The 17,696-nt window shown below is 62.3% G+C and carries 14 protein-coding genes and 2 pseudogenes; 5 read left to right on the forward strand and 11 right to left on the reverse strand.

Features of this window, described 5'->3' with window-relative positions:
• The first annotated feature begins 23 nt into the window (after nt 1-23).
• From virB11 to ABMA46_RS13855, 5 genes are all read left to right on the forward strand, one after another.
• Nucleotides 24-1,094, forward strand: a complete 1,071-nt coding sequence (gene virB11, locus ABMA46_RS13835; RefSeq protein WP_349000194.1) for a P-type DNA transfer ATPase VirB11 — start codon at nt 24-26, stop codon at nt 1,092-1,094.
• The gene (locus ABMA46_RS13840; RefSeq protein ID WP_349000195.1) at nt 1,063-4,122 is read left to right on the forward strand and encodes a type IV secretory system conjugative DNA transfer family protein; all 3,060 of its coding nucleotides are present in this window, start codon (nt 1,063-1,065) and stop codon (nt 4,120-4,122) included. The genes virB11 and ABMA46_RS13840 overlap by 32 nt, the downstream gene beginning before the upstream one ends.
• A 118-nt stretch (nt 4,123-4,240) precedes the next feature.
• Nucleotides 4,241-4,684, forward strand: a complete 444-nt coding sequence (gene parS / locus ABMA46_RS13845) for a type II RES/Xre toxin-antitoxin system antitoxin (protein WP_292841398.1) — start codon at nt 4,241-4,243, stop codon at nt 4,682-4,684.
• Nucleotides 4,684-5,148: an RES family NAD+ phosphorylase gene (locus ABMA46_RS13850; RefSeq protein WP_292841395.1), complete on the forward strand. Its 465-nt coding sequence runs from the start codon at nt 4,684-4,686 to the stop codon at nt 5,146-5,148. The genes parS and ABMA46_RS13850 overlap by 1 nt, the downstream gene beginning before the upstream one ends.
• Nucleotides 5,149-5,259: 111 nt before the next feature.
• The gene (locus ABMA46_RS13855) at nt 5,260-5,661 is read left to right on the forward strand and encodes a hypothetical protein (protein ID WP_292841392.1); all 402 of its coding nucleotides are present in this window, start codon (nt 5,260-5,262) and stop codon (nt 5,659-5,661) included.
• 64 nt (nt 5,662-5,725) lie between these two features.
• Here ABMA46_RS13855 and ABMA46_RS13860 read toward each other — a convergent pair whose 3' ends face one another.
• From ABMA46_RS13860 to ABMA46_RS13910, 11 genes and pseudogenes are all read right to left on the reverse strand, one after another.
• On the reverse strand, nt 5,726-6,979 hold the full coding sequence (locus ABMA46_RS13860) for an ATP-binding protein (RefSeq protein ID WP_292841389.1): 1,254 nt from the start codon (nt 6,977-6,979) through the stop codon (nt 5,726-5,728).
• Nucleotides 6,980-7,380: 401 nt separating this feature from the next.
• Nucleotides 7,381-8,004, reverse strand: a pseudogene (locus tag ABMA46_RS13865) (NAD(P)/FAD-dependent oxidoreductase); the annotation flags it as partial.
• A gap of 204 nt (nt 8,005-8,208) precedes the next feature.
• Nucleotides 8,209-9,558 carry a ubiquitin family protein gene (locus tag ABMA46_RS13870; protein ID WP_292841386.1) on the reverse strand — a complete coding sequence of 450 codons (1,350 nt, stop codon included), beginning with the start codon at nt 9,556-9,558 and terminating at the stop codon, nt 8,209-8,211.
• Between the two features lie 77 nt (nt 9,559-9,635).
• Entirely contained in the window at nt 9,636-10,649 is a 1,014-nt protein-coding gene (locus tag ABMA46_RS13875; RefSeq protein ID WP_292841383.1) for an ABC transporter permease, read from the reverse strand.
• The gene (locus ABMA46_RS13880) at nt 10,646-12,163 is read right to left on the reverse strand and encodes a sugar ABC transporter ATP-binding protein (protein WP_292841380.1); all 1,518 of its coding nucleotides are present in this window, start codon (nt 12,161-12,163) and stop codon (nt 10,646-10,648) included. Before ABMA46_RS13880 ends, ABMA46_RS13875 begins: the two co-directional genes overlap by 4 nt.
• Nucleotides 12,164-12,235: 72 nt before the next feature.
• On the reverse strand, nt 12,236-13,183 hold the full coding sequence (locus ABMA46_RS13885) for an ABC transporter substrate-binding protein (protein WP_292841377.1): 948 nt from the start codon (nt 13,181-13,183) through the stop codon (nt 12,236-12,238).
• A 142-nt stretch (nt 13,184-13,325) separates the two neighbouring features.
• The gene (locus ABMA46_RS13890; RefSeq protein ID WP_292841374.1) at nt 13,326-14,423 is read right to left on the reverse strand and encodes a LacI family DNA-binding transcriptional regulator; all 1,098 of its coding nucleotides are present in this window, start codon (nt 14,421-14,423) and stop codon (nt 13,326-13,328) included.
• Nucleotides 14,424-14,590: 167 nt separating this feature from the next.
• Nucleotides 14,591-15,029: pseudogene (locus tag ABMA46_RS13895) on the reverse strand (integrase core domain-containing protein); the annotation flags it as partial.
• Nucleotides 15,030-15,033: 4 nt separating this feature from the next.
• A complete protein-coding gene (locus ABMA46_RS13900; RefSeq protein WP_349000198.1) occupies nt 15,034-15,177 on the reverse strand; it encodes a hypothetical protein in 144 nt (47 codons plus the stop codon).
• Between the two features lie 127 nt (nt 15,178-15,304).
• Entirely contained in the window at nt 15,305-17,335 is a 2,031-nt protein-coding gene (locus ABMA46_RS13905; protein ID WP_349000200.1) for a relaxase/mobilization nuclease domain-containing protein, read from the reverse strand.
• Complete coding sequence (locus ABMA46_RS13910) at nt 17,301-17,696, reverse strand: hypothetical protein (protein WP_292841367.1); 396 nt, start codon at nt 17,694-17,696, stop codon at nt 17,301-17,303. The genes ABMA46_RS13905 and ABMA46_RS13910 overlap by 35 nt, the downstream gene beginning before the upstream one ends.

Raw genomic sequence — 17,696 nt, forward strand, 5'->3', positions numbered from 1 at the left:
TGCACGCGCCAGCCGACAAGGTGGTGACGCCGCTCAAGAAGGTCGATGCCACGACCAGCAGGAGGGATATCGATCTTCACTGGCTCGGCGAGGCGCTGAAGCCGATCAGGAAGTATCTCGACGATCCGCAGGTTGTCGAAATCTCCTGCCAGAAGCCAAGGGAGCTGTGGCTGGAAAAAGGCGGCAACCTGGTGATGCAGAAGATCGAGGAACCGGCCCTCACCGAGCATGCGGCCGAGAACATGGCCGTGCGGTCGGCCGCGTTGACGGCTCAGGTGATCAATCGCGAAAACCCGTTGCTGTCGGCCGTTCTGACGGGCGGCGAACGCGTTCAGTTCGTGCTTCACCCGACCTCCGCCACGGGCCACGCGTTTTCGATCCGCAAGCAGTTCATCCGGCGGCTGTCGTTGGTGGACTACGAGAAGCGCGGCGCCTTCGACCATGTGAGGGTGACCGGAGACGACGATATCGATGAGGTCGATCGGGAATTGTCGGTCTTGCTGCGTGGCAGGCAGGTGCGGAAGTTCCTGGAGCTCGCGGCCTCCGAGCATCGCTCCATGCTGGTGTCGGGCGGCACGTCGTCCGGCAAGACGACGTTTCTGAACACGATGCTGACGGCAATTCCCATGCATGAGCGATTTGTTCTGATGGAGGATACGCGCGAACTGGAGCCGCTGCAGGAAAACGTGGTGTCGCTCCTTGTCTCCAAGGGAGACCAGGGCGAGGCGAAGGTGTCGATGGCGGATTTGCTGGCGACGGCGCTGCGCCTGCGCCCGGATCGGATTTTTATGGGCGAGTTGCGTGGCCCGGAAGCTTTTGACTTCCTCAACGCCATCAACACCGGCCACCCCGGTTCGATGACCACGATCCACGCGAATTCGCCGCATCAGGCGTTCAACCGCTTATCGACGCTGATCGTGAATGCCGGGGTTCGGATGGAGAGGGATGACATCCTCAAATACATCCGCTCGATCATCCCGATCGTGGTGCAGCTGCGAAAAGGCGATGAGACGACCAGCCGGGGGGTGAGCGAGATCTATTTCCGGGACGAGGTCAACGAAGATGGCGAAAAGGTACACAGCCAGGTCTCTTGAGGACGCGCGTCGTCATTCGGGAAGCGATGCCGCGGCCGAGCCGGAACACCGGGTCAAGACGACGCCGCGGGCCGTCAACGACAGGCCGGTCAAATTCTCCGATGACAGCGGATTGCTACAGGATCCCTTCGAGATCGATGCCGCAGTGTTGCGGGCCGCGGTTGATGAGGCGCCGCGGCAGAAGCGGCTGACGGCACTGCAGCGATTTTCGTTTCTGACCTTTCCCCTCGTCATCGCGATAGCGGTGCTGATGTGGCTCACGACTTTCGTGTTCATATACGATCTGTACTCGACGTCGTTCGGCCAGGCCTCATTCATCGATTATCTGAGCCGCGCGCCGTACATGGACGCGATGAGGCAGATCGCGGTCATCGTGTTCACGTGCAATACGATCGGGCTGTCGCTGCTTGGCCTCGTAGTCGTCTTTCCGCTCATCTATGTTTGGATGACCTGGTGGATGCTGAAGGGCGGCCGGTCGCTGTCGCGCCTGATCCTCTATCTCTTGCACGTTCGGTCGATGTTCAGCCTGTTGGCGACCTCCGGGCTGGTGTTCGCGGCTTGCTGGGCGGGGGTGGCCGTCTATGGGGTGGTCTTTTATCTGATCGCCACCAAGGGCCTGACGCTGGACGCCGTCGCGAACTATTACGGCAATGCGTTGACCGCCATGTATCAGGCTCCCTTCGGCGGCAACAATGCCGCCGGCCAGTTCGTCGCACCGGCGAAGTTGACGGTCCTCGCGGGTCTGGGCGGACTTGCCGCGGCGGGCCTTTTGATTGGATTCCCGATCGCGAGGGCGGTGATACACCGCGAGCGTCAGGTCTTCGGTCATTCCCGACTGGCGACCCTGCGGGATGCCGCCGACTATCGATTGCGCGAGAAGAGCGGCATTGTGCTCGGATACAAACAAGGGATGCTGCTGCGTTCGGACAGCGATCAGCATGTCATGGTCATCGGCTCGCCGGGGCAGGGCAAGTCGCGCAGCTTCGTCATGCCGACGATGATGACCTACGCCGGATCGATGTTCATCCTCGACATGAGCGGAGAGCTCTACGAGAAAACCTCCGGCTACATGAAGAAGAAGGGCTACGAGGTCTACCTCATGGCGCCGGGCCAGCATGGAACGCACTGTTTCAATCCGCTGGATGTGATCAGCAAGGACCCGCATCAGCGCATTACCGATCTGCAGAAGCTCGCGCAGATGCTGATGCCGGAACGGCTGCGTTCGGACTCGAACGATTTCTGGGAGGAAAGCGCCAGGATCCTGCTGGTCGCCATGCTGGGCTTTGTGATCGAGTGTCCAGATACGCGCAAATCGCTGAGCGAGCTCTATCGTATCCTCAATTCCATGTCGGATGAACGCACCGCGATCGCGCAGCTTCTGTCGCAATACGGCGATCATCTGTCCGACCAGACGCGCATGCAACTGACAAAGTTTATCGGCCGCCATGAAAAGCTCGGGGAAGGGATCGCGGCCGAGATCGGCGCGAAGTTCAACTTCCTGCAGAACGAGCTCATCGAGGCGATGACGTCGGTGACGACGATCCCGATAACGGAGATCCGCAAGCGCCGGATGGTCATCTACCTGCAGGCCGACTGGAATATCATCCAGATGTATGAGCGGCTGATTTCGATCTTCGTGCAGCAGATGGCCGACAATCTGGTGCGGCTCGGTCCGCTGCGCAATGGCGAGCACGAGGTTCTGATGATGCTCGACGAGTTCGGCAATGGCGGCCGGCTCGACACGGTGCTGACGCTTGCCCCGCTGATCCGCAAGAACGGGGTGCGGTTCGTGTTCATCCTGCAGGACGGCGCGCAGCTCGAGCGGCTCTACCAGAGGCCCGGTCAGAAAATCCTGATGGGGACCTCGACGATCAAGCTCTACATGAATTTCCAGAATGTCGAGGACGCGCTGGCTGTGTCCCAGATTGCAGGTGTCGACACAAAGCTGATGCCGCAGCCTTCATATTCGTATCGGCATGGCCGTCGTGACCGCGGAGGATCGATGATGCCGATGCGCGTGGAACTCCTGCCGGTTCATGCGCTGATGCAGATGAAGCCGGAAGAGGCGATCCTCCAGGTGACAGGCATGCCGATCATGCGCATCATGAAGCTCGATTCCGGCGGTGAGCGGCTATTCCGGGCGATGGACAAATATGAGGAGGTTCGCAAGCCGCAAATTCAGCCGAGGGCCTGGACGCTCGAGGAAGACGAGAAGTTCAAGACGGAGCCAGCAGCCTTCGAAGGTGTGATGACGCGTCAGATGCTCTATCCGGATGCTCGCGTCGTGCATCGACGCGTGGCGACGTTGAAGGCCGGCGGCCTAACCAGCGCGGCATTGAAAAAGCCGTCCACGCCGCGTCCGGTCGATTTTCTGTGGCAGGACATTGGAGGCGAGCGGCACATCTTCTTTTCCTCGCTCGACGAGCTGACCATCAGGCTGAATCTCGATGCGACCCGCGTGCCGGGAATAGAGCCCGGAGAAACTCCGGCGCAGTTGGAGGATTCGGTGGAATGCACAGGAGCGCGGGAGCGTCGGCCGGACAGAAACGGGCATCGCTTGGCCGAGGAGAAGTCGGAGTCCGATCGGAAGCGCGCGTACTTGGGGGAGGACGATCTTGTGGACGTTGACACTGGTGAGCTTATGCCGGGAGATCGCGCGGACGATGATGATCTTGAGGTCAATGTGCGTGCGTTGCTGAAGGAGAGCTACGTCCCGCCCACGCATCACGGTCGGTCGCCATCATTGTCGCGACAGGACGTTACGAGGCACGAGGCCAACGTCGTGCGCTCGCCGGTTCTGAAGCGGCAAGAGGTCAGCAACCAATTTGGCAAGATGAACGCTGCATTGCATGCCATGCTCGACGAGAGTGCCAAGGGCATCGAAGATGTCGATGCACTCGCCCTGAATGATGGCCTCGAGTCTATGTGGCGGGCGACGATCGACCGGATGGAATTTGAGGAGACCAAAGAGCTTGTTCGCGGCCATGCCGCGTTGGTGATGGATCCGGTTGGGGAGGGGAGTTTATGAGCCGTAGCGTAGGCGGAAGTCTGGCGCGTTGGCAGGTAGCGACGTTCGAGATCGGTAGCACGGCTTGCATTCTCGGCAATATGCCCTAAATATGTCGGCAGATTGCCGGAGATTGAACATGACCACCTCGGCCGCACTCATTGACGATGTAGCACGCAAACTCGGCGGCGCCGCGGTGCTGGGAGCCGATATCCGGTCGCAGGCGGACCTCGCGATGATGGTGCGGCGCCGGCTTCCGCTCGCGACGTTGAAGGGCCTGTCTCTTGCCGGACTCAGTGAGCAGGAGATAGAGCGCTTCGTCATTCCGCAGCGCACACGCCGGCATCGCGCGGAGAAGAACGAGCCTTTGACGGTCGAGGAATCGGACCGGGCCGTACGGCTCGCCCGTATCCAATCACTTGCGGAAGAGACTTTTGACGATCCTGAGAAGGCGAACCGCTGGCTACGCATGGAACTGGCGGAACTGGGCGGCGAGGCCCCCCTTACGGTGGCGCAGACCGAGGCGGGCACGCGAGTCATCGAAACCATCCTCGGCAAGATCGCCTGGGGCGCTGCCGCCTGATGCGGCTCTGGCGGCTTTCCAGCCTGAAATTCGCGGAATCTATGGATGGCGGCTACGGTTTGCTGTTCGACGGGCGCTGGAACACCGTCGGCCGCCCGGTGACCTATACGGCCACGTCGCCATCCCTTTGCGTCCTCGAAAAGCTCGTCCATGTCGAGGATCCGGCATTGCTTCCGGCGCTTGCCATGGTGGTCTACGACGTCCCCGACGAAACGCCGAGCGCGCAGCGAGCCTTGTCCGACCTGCCTGATGACTGGCGCCGTAGGGAAGTCGACACCCAGCGGATGGGCGACGAATGGCTGGCCCGGCTTGAACACGCTTTGCTGTTCGTGCCGTCGGCGATCGTGCCAGTGGCCGGCAGCCCGGACTGGAACGTGATCGTCAACCACCGCCATCCCGCGGCGGCGGCGATCAGGATTGAGCGGATCGAACCTTTTGAGCTCGACGTTCGGTTGCTCGAATAAGGGAATCAATCGAGATCTTTTTGCACCTGGAGGTAGATATCCGCTGCCACGCCAATTCGGCTATCGATTTTGCCTTGGTATGTGGCATTCTCGGCGAAATCGGAGGGCACAATGCCAAATCGGATACCGCTCGATCCCAAATTGCCCAAGGCATTCAACGCAACACCGAATGACGCGCGCAGCAAGGCGCAGCTCGATCAATGGTGGGACCGCCCTTACGGTCTTACGCTGTCGGACGGCCGCATCGAGGTCCGGTGCCTGAACGGTGGTGCCTGGGATCGTTCGACCCATCTCGGGGTTGCCGAGAATTACGACGTGGCCTGCGCTCTGGCCGAATCGAAGCAGGCGGAATGGTTGAAATTTCGAGAGCGCCCCTGTGTGGTACTCGATGACGATCAAGTGCTGGTGGTCCGACAGGCGCAGCGGCCGGACGAAGAACCACAGCAATTGGCTGCGTTTCCGACGGCCGCCGCCGCTACTGCCTTTCTGGACACCCATTATCCTACGCCATAATCGGCATTATAAACTAAGTCGTTGATTTTATTGCGAAAAGTTCCATAATTTAGGTTACGCGACTTTACATCGTCCACAGGACGGACAAGGGTGCTGCCTGCAATTTTTCGCCAAACGGCGTCACACGATCGTGGTCGTGCAACACAAGCCCACGCACGAACCGGTCGCCTACCGCCTCCTGTAACTGACGCAACCCCCGGAAATCCTGCGGGCGCACAGTTGCCGAGGCCTTCACCTCGATGCCGACGATCCGACCGCGCCGATCCTCTATCACGACGTCGACCTCGTCCTGATCCTTGGTGCGATAGTGCGAAAGCGACACGCGCCGCTCCGACCATGAGGCGAGTTTCAGCAGCTCCGAGACGACGAAGCTCTCCAGCAACGCGCCGAACCTGGACCGGTCCTGCCGCAAGGCCTGTTCTTCGTCTTCGCGCAAGGCGGCGAGAAGACCACTATCGAGGAAATGCAGTTTCGGCGTCTTGATCAAACGGCTCAACCGGTTGCTCGACCACGGCGCCAATGTTCTGATCAGAAAAAGCCGCTCGAGGATCGCGACGTATTTCTGCGCGGTTACGCTCGATAGTCCGAGCGCCGCGCCGAAGCTTGTGTTGTTGACCAGTTGACCGGCATGCTCGGCCAGGACCTGCAGCAGGCGCGGCAGCCGGTCGAGTTGGTCGATATTGGCAATGTCACGCACGTCACGGTCCAGGATCTGGGCGACATAATCTTCGAGCCACGCGATCCGACGGGACGCCGCCGTCCGGCGCAATGCTTCCGGATAGCCGCCCCGCAGGACGAGCGCGACCAGTTCGCCGCCAAGGGGCGAATTCTCTGCCGCCACCAGCTCCTCGCCAGCGAACATCCGATCCAGCAACCGCCCTGGCGTGGAACGGATTTCGGACTGAGCGAACGGCAGAAGCGATATCGTCGCCATTCGTCCGGCAAGCGAATCGGCGACCATCGGCATGGTGGAGAGATTGGCGGAACCGGTCAGCAAGAACCGGCCCGGCTCGACATTACGATCGACGCTCTCCTTGATCGCCAGAATCAGTTCGGGCACCCTTTGGACTTCGTCGATCACGGCGCGGTCGAGACCTCTTACGAATCCGACCGGATCGGCACGAGCCGCGCTCAGCGCGCCGGCGTCGTCAAGGGTGACATAGGGGCGGTCGAGGCCGGCGAATTGCCTTGCGAGCGTCGTCTTGCCAGCCTGACGCGGGCCGACGACAAGGACGACCCGTGTGTCCGACAGCGCAGTCTCGACCAGTGGACGAGCCTTGCGGTCGATGAGATGATGTGACGATGTCGAATTGACCATGCGGCTATGCTTAACGCAAGCTCCGTCCAATTTAAAGTGAAAATCTGTCTGATTTTAACACTCTCATGCAATACGGGCCAGGCATGTCGATGCCTGGTGGCCAACCGTCTGTCACGTTCGTATCGTTTTGCAGGTTGCTATGCAAAATCGCAACTTGGCAAGTTCAGCGTCAGAATCTACATTTCAATCGTCGGCCAACCCCTCCTCCCAGATTCGATGCCGACATCAGAGGCAGTACTTCTTTGCTTGCCCTCTTTAATTAGCCCGCCGGCCCTCCTCCCCGGCGGGCTTTTCATGACCGACCTGTAGCTGGAGACGAACGGCCTGGAGATCATTGTATCCACGGCAAGTGCTATGTGATTTTCGCGAGACCATATTGTTCATATAACATCATTTGTCCGTCAGCCGCTCTGCCGCTTTTCCCGCGTGATGAGCCGCGCGCTGCGCTGTCCCGTGAAATAGATCCATAGCCAGTTCAGCGCGACGGCCATACGATGGCACAGACCGATCAGAAAGTAGATGTGGGCGAAGCCCCAGAGCCACCAGGCTGCTCGGCCCGTGAGCCTGATCCAGCCGAAATCGACCACCGCGGCGCGCTTGCCGATCGTCGCGAGGCTGCCGGCATCCTTGTAGTGGAAGGGTGGGCATGAGGTTTCCCCGCCGCGCACCCTCGCCTTGATCGTTTCGGCGACATAGGCACCTTCCTGCTTGGCCGCCGGCGCGATGCCCGGGACCATCTTCCCGTTCGGCATCTCGACATGCGCAGCGTCGCCGATCACGAATATATCCGGATGCCCGGGAACGGTAAGGTTCGACGTCACCAGAATACGCCCGGCGCGATCTGCCGGCGTGTCAAGCCACTGCGCCGCCGGCGATGCGGCCACGCCTGCTGCCCAAATGACCGTCTTTGCCGGCAAGCGTTCCGACCCGATCGTGACTCCTTTGGCGGTACATTCGGAAACCGCTTGTCCGATCCTGACTTCGACACCGAGCCCAGTCAGCGCCTTGCGCGCGTAGTCGGACAAGCGCGTCAGCGTCGGTATCGTCGATCAATCGGACGAGACAATCGCTGTCACGCTGGCGCTGGACGGCAGTGTAAAACTTGTCCAGAGCGGCAAGATGTTTGCGGCGGGTCGACGGATCCAGCGACGTCTCGCCGATCGATACTAATTGACTGCTTCAGTGCACGTTGCACGGCGGACACGTAAGTCGAAGGCTCGCCAGCCAAATCATACTTCGACCACCGGCGGCGTCTCCAGTTGGAGTGCGATTTGCTCCCAGCGGTCGGCGAAGGGACCGTAGGCGGTCTTGATGTCGACGCCGACCGGCAGTTCCGGGCACTCGTTCTCGCCGTTGCTGCCCCAGTTCACCCAGCCCGATTGGCGCCGCTGGACGATCTGGAAGGCACCGGAGGGTTTCGAGGTCCACCAGATCATCGCCCGGCCGCTGGCCGTGTGATATTCGACCGTCTTGTCGGCGGGTCCGGGAAAGATGGTTTCGTGGGGAACGGCGGAGACGTCGACCGACCCATCCGTCAGGATCCATGGCCTGTCCCCGAGGTCCGCCTTGACATGGGCGGCGGCGCGCACTTTCGCCAGCCTTTCCCGCAGCTCCGCTTCGCCCAACACGCCTTCCCAGGCACAGAACAGACGCCAGTAAAGGTCCCAGTGGGCGGATTCGATGTCCGACAGATGGGCGCGGAATTCCTCGAACTTCCGGCTCTGGTTCGCAGAGTTGGCGACGGTGTCCGCGACCATGTCAACGAGTTCGCCCGCATAGGGGTCTCCGGCTCGGTAGCGCGTGCCGCCGAAGGCCGCGAAGCGGTCGAACACCAGTTCGCCCTTGCCGCCCTCGAACTCGTCGCCGACGGTGATCTTGTCCGTCACGGAGCGGCCGTTGATGACGGTCTGGAACGGATCGACCTCATAGCGACGCTGGAACCAGGGCGTGCGATAGGTGAATTTCCAGTCGATGGCGAAGCGCTTGCCCTTCAGCTCCTCCAGCAGGCCATCGGGGACGACGCCGTGCATGCGGTAGTGATGCAGGACCGGGCCGCGCTCGATCACCTCGATGCGCACGGTGGTGTGCTCGGGCGGGTTGATGAGACCGTTCTCCGGCGTGAAGAACGGGCCGTAGAAACCGCCGATGGCGTTGTTGCCGGACGGCAGCAGCTCGAAGCCGTCGGCCAGCGCCTTGAAATGCCGGATTCCCCATTTCGACGAGCCCAGGCCCTGGGCGGTGCCCGAGCACAATTCGAGATCGAAGGCGCCGGTGTCGAGGCGCGCGAAGCAATCGGCTTCCCTGCCTCCGAGCACCGCGATGCCGGCCGGCTTCTCGGTTGCCGCGTCGCAAGGCTCCTCCAGCGTCAACCGGCAGGAACCGGTGAAGGAAAGGCAGGCAACGAAGCGCGTCTCGCCGGCCACGGCATCGCCTTCGAGACGCTGGCACAGAACCCGGCTGCCGGCATCGTCGCGCGCCCACCAGAGCGGCTCGCTCAGCTCCGCCTTGATCGAGAACACGACGGGTTCGTGATCGCGGGCACCCGCGAGCGGATCGGCGATCAGGATGGAATGGGCCATGGACATGTCTCCGAAAGGGCATCGATGAAGGCCCTGCCCGTCGGCACGGGCAGGAAGGAGGAGGATCGGGATTTGCCTTACGGCTTGGGTCCGCCGGCACGCAGGAACAGCGGACGTTGCTTCAGGCTGTCGATGGCGACGGCGAGGATGATGACCACGCCCTTGATGAGCAGCTGAGTGAAGAACTGTACGTTGAGAAGGATGAGGCCGGTGCTCAGCACGCCAAGAATGATCGAGCCGATGAGCGTGCCGACGATGCGCCCGCGGCCACCGGCAAGGCTGGTGCCGCCCAGGACGACGGCGGCGATGGCGTCGAGCTCGTATCCCGTGCCGGCCGTCGGCTGGGCCGAGATGACGCGGGCGGAGAAGATCACGCCGGCAAGCCCGGCGCAGACCCCGGCAAGCACGTAGACGGAAGTGACGACCCGCTTGACCTGCACGCCGGCGAGTTGGGCGGCTTCGGCGTTGCCACCGACCGCATAGACATGGCGGCCGTAGCGTGTGCGCTCCAGCACGAACCAGACCACGGCATAGACGACGACCATGACGATGACAGGAATCGGAATGGGGCCGATATAGCCGTTGCCGAGATCGCGGAAATTAAGCCCCGAAGAGACGATCGGCTGACCGTCGGTGATCGTATAGGCGAGGCCGCGCAGGAACGTCATCGTGCCGAGCGTCACGATGAAGGGCGCCAGCGCGAGATAAGCGGTGAGCCAGCCGTTGACGAGGCCGCACAGGCCGCCCACTGCCATGCCGAGCAGCACCGCCAGGGGCGCCGGCACGCCGGCGATGGCCGCGATCACCGCCACCACGCCGGAGACGGCGATCGTCGAGCCGACCGAAAGATCGATCCCGCCCGTCAAGATGACCACGGTCATGCCGGCGGCGAGGATGGCGTTGATGGAGATCGCGCGGGCGATGTTCAGGAGATTGTCCACGCGGTTGAAGTTGGGCGCGATCGCGGCCATCAGCAGGACAAGCACCACGAGCACCATCAGGATGCCGACACGGTCCCACCAGCGGGCGAAGTCGAAGGGTTCGCGGGCCGGTTTTGCCTCCTTCAGGGCATTGGTTTCATCGCTGTTCATGCTTGCGCTCCCGTATTGGCCGCGTTCACCGCCGTGCCTGTCGCGTGCAGCATCACTTCTTCCTCGGAGGTTCGCGCCGACTCCAGTTCGGCGACAATGCGCCCCCGCCGCATGACGAGCAGGCGGTCGCTGATGCCGATCGCCTCCGGCAGGTCGGAGGAGATGACGAGGATCGCCTTGCCCGCACGGGCGAGGCCGTCGATCTGTTCGTAGATTTCACGCTTGGCGCCGATGTCGACGCCGCGGGTCGGCTCGTCGAGGATCAGCACGTCGCAATCGCGCAGCAGCCAGCGCGCCAGCGCCGCCTTCTGCTGGTTGCCGCCCGACAGCGCCTTGACCGGCAGGTCGACGGCGTTGAGCCGGAGTCTGAGGCGCTTCATCTCGCCGAGCACCGCCGAGCGCCGCTGCTTCCGGTGGATGACACCGGCGGAGACGAAGCGGTCGAGCGAACTGATGGCGACGTTGTCCTCCACGCTGTGGTCGAGGAACAGGCCCTGCTCCTTGCGGTTCTCCGGCACCATGCCGACGCCGTCGGCGATCGCCTCGGTCGGATTGGCGGGGCTGCTCGCGCGCCCGTCGATCTCGACACGGCCACTGGTGCGAACGTCTGCGCCGAAAATCAGCCGCCCGACCTCGGTGCGGCCGGAGCCGATAAGTCCCGCCATGCAGACGACTTCGCCGGCGCGGACCGACAGGTCGACCGGTCCCACGGCCTGACCGGCGAGGCCCTTAACCGTCAGCAGCGGACGTCCGGGCTCGCGCGGCTCGTGATGGTAGAGGTCGGCGACCGTGCGCCCGACCATCATGCGCACCACATCCGCCGGACTGATTTCGGAAAGCGGCCCGGTGCCGACATAGGTACCGTCGCGGAACACGGTCACTCGGTCGGCAAGCTGCCAGACCTCCTCCATACGGTGCGAAATGTAGATCATGCCGACACCGGCCGTCCGCATCTGCTCGATGAGCTTGTAGAGTTCGAGAGCTTCGGCGCGCGACAAGGCGGCGGTCGGCTCGTCGAGCACCAGCACGCGCGCATTCTCGCCGACCGCGCGGGCGATCTCGACCATCTGCTGCATGCCGACGCTGAGCGAGCCGAGCTTGCGCCGCGGGTCGATCGCGGAATGGATACGCGCCAGTTTCTCGCGCGCCTGTTGCTCCATCGCGGTCCGGTCGAGCATGCCGAACCGTTTCTTCGGCTCGCGGCCGAGGGCGAGGTTTTCGGCGACGGTCATATCCGGTACCGTGTTCAGTTCCTGATGGATGATGGCAATGCCGTGACGGGCAGCGTCGCGCGGCGAGCGGATGTCGACCTCCTGCCCGTCTATGCGGATGACACCGGCATCGCGCTCGATGTTGCCGGCGAGGATCTTCATCAGCGTCGACTTGCCGGCGCCGTTCTCGCCCATGAGTGCGTGCACCTCTCCCGCACGCAGGTCGAAGCGCACGCCGCTCAGCGCCAGCGTCGCGCCGAACCGCTTGGAAATTCCCTCAAGGGTCAGAAGGGGTTGGGACATGGTTCTCGTGCCTCGAATGGGGAGCGGGAAGCGGAGGGAGTAGACCGCTTCCCGCCGGGCTGGAGATAGAGACTACCAGCCCGCGTACTCGCCGACGTTCTGTCGGTCGACCAGCACGCTTTCGATCAGGATGGTCTTTTCCGCCGGCGGATTACCGGCAACCATGGCCTCCGCGACCTTGACTGCCTGGCGGACCATCTCGGCCGGATTCTGGGTCGCAGTGCCGATGAAGGGCGAGCCCTCGCGCTTCAATTCCTCCACCGCCTCCGGGCTGCCGTCGACGCCGGTCACCTTGATTTGTTCGGCCTTGCCGGCCTGCTCGACCGCCAAAACCGCACCAAGTGCGGAGGGGTCGTTCATGCCGAAGATGCCGGTGACGTCCGGATTAGCCGTCAGCATGTCAGTGGTGACGGCGAGGCCCGACGCACGGTCGTTCTTTGACGCCTGCTGGCCGACGATCTTGATGTCGGGATAGTTCTTGGCGACGTTCTTGCAGCCGTTGATGCGGTCGATGATGGTCTGGATCGGCGTACCGTCCACCAGAAGCACCTCGCCCTTGCCGCCCATCTGCTTGAAGAGATAATCGCAGGAGCGCTCGCCTGCCTGCACCGCATTGGTCATGATCACCGCGTCGGCGCCCTTGGCCGGCGTGTCTACCGCGATCACGATGATGCCGGCTTCCTTGGCGCGCAGGATGGCGGGCTCGATGCCGGCCTCGTCCACGGCGGAGATGACGATGAGATTCACGCCCTGCTGGATGAAGGCATCGATCTGCGTGTTCTGGTTGGCGAGGTCGAGCTGCGCGTCCTGGGTGTTGACGGTAGCGCCGATCGCCTTGGCGGCATCTTCCGCGCCCTTGGTCATCGCCGAGAAGAACGGGTTCGACATGTCCTGCACCATCAGGCCGATCTTCTCGATCTTCTTCGCGTCCTCGGCAGCTGCGGGCTGGACCGCGAACATGGAGCCGAGAACAAGGGCGGATGCCGTTATCGCAAGCCGCATATGGGTTTTGAACTGCATGGATTCCTCCTTCTTCGATCACCCGCCGTGATGTGACGGGCCGTTCACACAATCCGATCGCGACGATCACCGCGATTTCTGCCTTCCATTCCACCTAATCGTTTAGGTTCGAGGTTAGATTTCTAGCCGTTCCTGTTTTCCTTCATGCCGCCTGGAAAGAACTCCCTTTCGCGGTCTCGCGACCGCTCTCCAAGCAGCCGCACGAACGCCTGAGCATCAACCGGGCGGACACCTGCTGGCGATGTTCAGGCACATAGACTGGGCTCTGCGATTGGCCCTTGCGCCCGGCGGCTTCCTGCCCGTCGATGATCTCGCGCAGCATGACCGCCGCCCGGCGCCCGATCTCCTCACTGTCTTCGTTGAGCACGGTGATCGACGGATCGGTGAGCGTCGACCAGGCAAACTCGTCATAGGCAACGACCGCCATGTCGCCTGGCACCTGGATGCCGCGATCCTTCAACAGGCCCATGGCACCGAGCAGCAGGGGATTGTTGCCGGCGATCAGGACATGCGGGGGCTTCGCGTGATCGTCGAGATACTGCGCCAGCGTCTCGCGAGCCGATGCCGAATCGTTGGCCGTTTCGAGCACGACGAGGTTGGCGCCGGCGATGCTCGCGGCATCGCGCAGTCCGCTCTCGCGGCCGAAACGGGAAGACCATTTGGCCGGATAGACGAGGAACAGCCAGTTCTTGTAGCCGTGCCCGGCCAGATGCTGCCCGACCATCATGCTGGCTTTATGGTTGTTCGTCGTCACGCTTGGAAAATGGGCGGCTTCGGGCGGCGGCGAGGAATCGACGAAGACAACCGGGATATCCCATTTCGCCAACAATTCCGCGTGCTCCGGCTGCAGCGTCAGTGCCGAGATCACCCCGGCCGTGCGGGATTCGATAAGGCGCTGGATCATGCGCGCTTCCAGCCGTGCATCGTAAGCGCCGTTGACCGCCACGTCGCCGACGATCACCGTCCATTCGGAAGGATCGAGCGCCCGCTGGATGCCGGCCATCAGGTCGAGATAGTAGGAGTTCGAGGTGCTCGCGGTGATGATCGCGACGGTATCGCGCTTTGCGCGCCGCAGTTCCTGCGCCGCCCTGTTCACGACGTAGCCGAGTTCGCGCGCAGCCTTGATGATCTGCTCCCGACTCTGCTCCGAAACGCCGTCGCCGCCGCTCAACGCACGCGAGACGGTGAACACGGAAAATCCCGTGACACGGCTGATATCGCGCATGGTCGAGCGAGCCAAACCATCCTCCCAAGCTTCATTCCGAAGCCAACCTAATCGTTTAGGTAAATTAGCCGGGAATCAGATTTTGTCAAGCGGGAGGGCTTGGCATGGTTATGGACCATCGACCATGAGACCTGAAGTGCCTTGTTTGCAATCGGCATGACGACGGCCGCCCGACGTGACCGTTAGATGTTTGGTCCCGGCATTTGCTGGAGCGGATTGAGTTTGAAGCGTTCCGGTTGTGACGCCCACGCCTTGCAGATGAACTCGTATATGTGAGGCCTTTCAGGGTCTTGAGCCTGCGAGCGAAGTTATAAGCTGCGACGAAGTCGGCTAGATGGCTGCGGAGCTGGTCGTGGCTCTCATAATAGAAGTGCTTTACGGCGGCCTCCTTGATGGTCCGGTTCATGCGCTCGACCTGGCCGTTGGTCCACGGACGCCTAGCCTTTGTCGTGCGGTGTTCGATGTCGTTCCTGACGCAGGTGTATTCAAAGACATGGGCGCAGAAGATCTCACCATTGGCGATCGCCTCCTTGATCAATGGCACGGCTGAACCGCCGGCCCCCGGGGGGTGAACTGGATGCCGTTGTCGGGAAGCACAGTGTGTATCTTGTAGGGCACAGCGTGCTCAACAGGCGGCGGTACTCATCGTCATCGCTCCACGAAGGAAGCGGGTATGGCTCAAAGCGGTGACGAGTTGATCGTCGCTGCGGATTGGCGGCAGGTTGAATTTCGCCGGCGCCGGCGAGAACGGATAGAGCGAAACCGCCAAGGATCAGACCCGGCAACGCGCTCAAAATCACTGTCCTCGCAGTACTCATATTGCCGCAATCGGATCCACCACGGAATGACGGTCGGGCCAGGCTGTTCGGGCAATCATCGGAAGCCCCCTGCCCGTACTACCGGCTGCGATCCCCGCGATCGCGATCCTTCGGAGGGGTCAGGACCACGCGGGACGGAATCTGCCGGTCCGGCTGTTTTTCCTCGTCCCGTTCCCCCGCCCGGTCGCGGCCGCGCTCCTGGCGATCGTTGAGCACCGCCCTGCCCTGATTGGCCTGGGCGATACGCGAAACGTCGACGCTGCGATTGGTAGAGGTCCGGTCGATCTCACCCTTCTCGAGCACGGCGTCGCGCCCGGCGGCCGATTTGGTCGCCGTCGCGTTTGAAGCCCTGTCGTCGCTGCGGTCTTTGTCCTTGGCGACACGAGAGTCGAGTTGAAGCTTGACGACCTTGTCGATCACCCTGGCTGCGGATTCGAAGATCGCGCGTTCGGTGGGATTGGTGATCGCTTTCGCGACGGCTGCCGCCGAGGAGGCGATCGCATCCATCGCGGTCTTCGCCTGGTTGGAGGTGATGGGTGTGTTGCGCAGCATGTGGGTTTCTCCTTTCTCGTGCGAAGGCAGTTCACCGTGCGAGACGGCGTCTTCGAGGCGGCGATATTCGCGCCGCAGTCCGATCGACAGATCCCTGGAGAGCTCGCGCGCCGTGCTCGGTTGCTGCCGGTCTTTCCCGATCGTGTCCAGCATGTCGATGACGCGGCCGAGAGCGTTCTTCGATGTGTTGAAGCGATCGATGCCGGCCTGCATCGTGGGCGCTGTCGGTGTGTCGCGGATCTTGTTCATGACCTTGGTCATGACGTTGGGCGGCGTGTAGGCGCCCATCCGGCGGAACATCTCCCACTCCCAGCGTTTGACGGGAGGCGGACCGGCTCGATCGAGGCGCTTCTGATGATCGATGGCCAGGCCGCGGTCGCGCGCCTTGTCGGCAAATCGCTCGCGCCATTCCGTGAAATCGCGGATGTTGGGATTGAGGCGGGTCCTGCCGGGGCCCTTCAGGCTGACGATGGCATGGACGTGCGGGTGTTTAGTCGCCTCGTGACGATTGTGGACCGCATAGGCATAGCGATGTCCATGGAACTGGGTACCGAGAAAATCGCCTGCCGCCTCAATGAACTTGTCCCGATCGACGTTGGCGGGACCGGAAAGAAGCAAATGCATGAAGTCGCGAGGTTGCCGGCTTTGCAGAAGGGCGCCGACGGTACGACCCTCTCGCGTGAGCTCCTTGTGATCGGCTGTCGTGATCGAGCGGCGCTCGCCGGTGCGCTTGTAGATCGGGGTTTTGTTGCCGCGTTCGACCAGATGAGCATGGGTCGACAGCGTGACCGCGTTGTCCTGGCGCTGCATGGCGTGCAGGGTGGCGTTGAGCCCTTTTGGGCCGGATGCAGATTCTGCGGGATAGCGGGAGATTGGCGCGATCCTCTGCTCCGCGAGGCGGGTGTCGACACGACGATCGATTGCCCGAACAGTTTCGATCGATGCCGGAACGTGGTTGTCGGTCGTACGGTCCGCCCGGTCCGATTTCTCATGGACGAGGACGACGGCAAGCTTCAGCCGCGTCTGATCCTTCACGCCCGGGCCAATGCTGTAGGCGTAGGTGCGCTGCGTGTCGCCGTCCTGGAAGATGCCGTCACGCGCCAGATCGTCCAGAGCCTTAGCGACGGTTTCGCGGTCAGTGGTCGGTAGTTCATAGGCGAGGAGGAGAATGTCCTTCGAACCCTCGCGCGTCGTGAAATCGCGTTCCCATTGCGCGAGCGCATCCTTGATGCTGATGACTTCACGGCCGTCCTGATCGATCGCCCGCTCTTCCTTGGCCTGGTATTCGAGAACATTGCGCGCGGAACCTGCGCCGGCGCCATAGGACAGCACTTTGACGACGACGGCATTGTGGCCGGTGGCTCGGCTCAGCGCGGTGCTGGCAGCATGGAGGCCAGGTCGTGATCTGGTCGAGCTATAGGGGCGACGAGAATGGGGGGACCGTCCACCGCCACCACTGCCTCCTCCTCCGCCGCCGCGCCGATCGTCCTCGATCAGCTCGTGGTAGAACGGCAGGCGACGCTTAAAGCGGGAGGGATTCCTGCGTGGCTTTCTCATCGTGCGCGGCGATCAAATCTTTCACTATCGTATAAGATCGCACAAAAGCGGCGTCGCGGATAGAGTCGATTGCGCGCGCAATCTCGTCGAGCTTTTCCAGGACCCGGATCGTGTCTTGGCCGGTCGCGACGACCTCATCGCGCATAAGATCCCGGTGGACCTGCGCGATATCCTTGATCATCAGGAAGATGTGCTCAAGCTTCTCATCATGCGTTTCGAGCATGGCGGCTGTTTCGGTGAGATCGCGCGTGACGATAAGGCGTGCGATCAGTCCAGGGCTGCTTTCGACGCGCTGAGCAAGCGCTGCCAATTGATCCGACAGTTGGGCTGGTAGCCGAAACATGACCGGAACGCTGGCCAT

Source organism: Mesorhizobium hunchu (genome assembly GCF_040081975.1).
In the GTDB taxonomy this organism is placed as follows: Bacteria; Pseudomonadota; Alphaproteobacteria; order Rhizobiales; family Rhizobiaceae; genus Mesorhizobium; species Mesorhizobium hunchu.

Excerpts from the sequence above, each read along its gene's own strand:
- ABMA46_RS13840 (WP_349000195.1), top strand. The coding sequence starts at position 1,063 with ATGGCGAAAAGGTACACAGCCAGGTCTCTTGAGGACGCGCGTCGTCAT.
- ABMA46_RS13850 (WP_292841395.1), top strand. The coding sequence starts at position 4,684 with ATGCGGCTCTGGCGGCTTTCCAGCCTGAAATTCGCGGAATCTATGGAT.
- ABMA46_RS13880 (WP_292841380.1), bottom strand. The coding sequence starts at position 12,163 with ATGTCCCAACCCCTTCTGACCCTTGAGGGAATTTCCAAGCGGTTCGGC.
- ABMA46_RS13855 (WP_292841392.1), top strand. The coding sequence starts at position 5,260 with ATGCCAAATCGGATACCGCTCGATCCCAAATTGCCCAAGGCATTCAAC.
- ABMA46_RS13905 (WP_349000200.1), bottom strand. The coding sequence starts at position 17,335 with ATGAGAAAGCCACGCAGGAATCCCTCCCGCTTTAAGCGTCGCCTGCCG.
- ABMA46_RS13860 (WP_292841389.1), bottom strand. The coding sequence starts at position 6,979 with ATGGTCAATTCGACATCGTCACATCATCTCATCGACCGCAAGGCTCGT.
- ABMA46_RS13875 (WP_292841383.1), bottom strand. The coding sequence starts at position 10,649 with ATGAACAGCGATGAAACCAATGCCCTGAAGGAGGCAAAACCGGCCCGC.
- ABMA46_RS13870 (WP_292841386.1), bottom strand. The coding sequence starts at position 9,558 with ATGGCCCATTCCATCCTGATCGCCGATCCGCTCGCGGGTGCCCGCGAT.
- parS (WP_292841398.1), top strand. The coding sequence starts at position 4,241 with ATGACCACCTCGGCCGCACTCATTGACGATGTAGCACGCAAACTCGGC.
- ABMA46_RS13885 (WP_292841377.1), bottom strand. The coding sequence starts at position 13,183 with ATGCAGTTCAAAACCCATATGCGGCTTGCGATAACGGCATCCGCCCTT.
- ABMA46_RS13910 (WP_292841367.1), bottom strand. The coding sequence starts at position 17,696 with ATGGCCAGCGTTCCGGTCATGTTTCGGCTACCAGCCCAACTGTCGGAT.